Annotated in this window: 1 protein-coding gene and 1 pseudogene; one reads left to right on the forward strand and one right to left on the reverse strand. The window is 50.8% G+C overall.

The genetic code is table 11. The features are described 5' to 3' along the window. Positions 1-12: 12 nt before the first annotated feature. Positions 13-330, forward strand: coding sequence for a bactofilin family protein (locus R7E38_RS23000; RefSeq protein WP_023623781.1), 318 nt, complete (start codon positions 13-15; stop codon positions 328-330). Positions 331-387: 57 nt separating this feature from the next. On the opposite strand, the pseudogene R7E38_RS23005 reads toward R7E38_RS23000, so the two are convergent. Next, positions 388-660: pseudogene (locus R7E38_RS23005) on the reverse strand (insulinase family protein); the annotation flags it as partial.

Genomic DNA, 660 nt, shown 5'->3' on the forward strand with positions numbered 1-660 from the left:
GTCGATGGTCAACTGAATGTCGAAGGCACGCTAGTTGTTGCAGAAAGCGGTAGAGTCACTGGCGATGTGTATGCCAAGCAGCTGATCATCAATGGTATTCTGGACGGAAACTGTCACGCAGAGCACATCCAAGTACTCACTAAAGGCCGTGTCAGTGGTAAAATCTGGAGCAACAATCTGAGCATTGAACCGGGCGGTAAGTTCTTCGGTGAAGCAGCAGAATTGCCAGAAAAAGAAGTGGTCAGCCTGAAAGGCAAAGTGCAAGAAAGCGCAACGGCGAAAGACAACAGCGCCAACACTGAAAAGCGACTCGCGCGCAAAAGCGCATAAAAAAGACGGCGATTAAGCCGTCTTTTTCGTTTTACTGTTTGCATCCAATGTCTGGTTTTACATCGGGTTGAGAATCAGCGCAGAACGCTTGGCATTCGGACCAAACGCCGATGCCGCACGTGCTTTCACTTCTTCTAGTGTTACGCTCTTAGCGGCTTTCTCCACATCCAACACAACATCCAATCCGTAGTCGTGCGCGAGGTAGCGGCTGTAAACCCAAGCGCGAGAACCAGGGTTGTCACCCAATCCTTGCATCGCGACAGCAAGCTGCTTGGCCGCGGTGTCGACTTCTTTCTGGGTAATGTTGATCGCGAGATCGTCGAAAACCTT

This window comes from Vibrio sp. Vb2131, from assembly GCF_033338535.1.
Taxonomy (GTDB): Bacteria; Pseudomonadota; Gammaproteobacteria; order Enterobacterales; family Vibrionaceae; genus Vibrio; species Vibrio alginolyticus.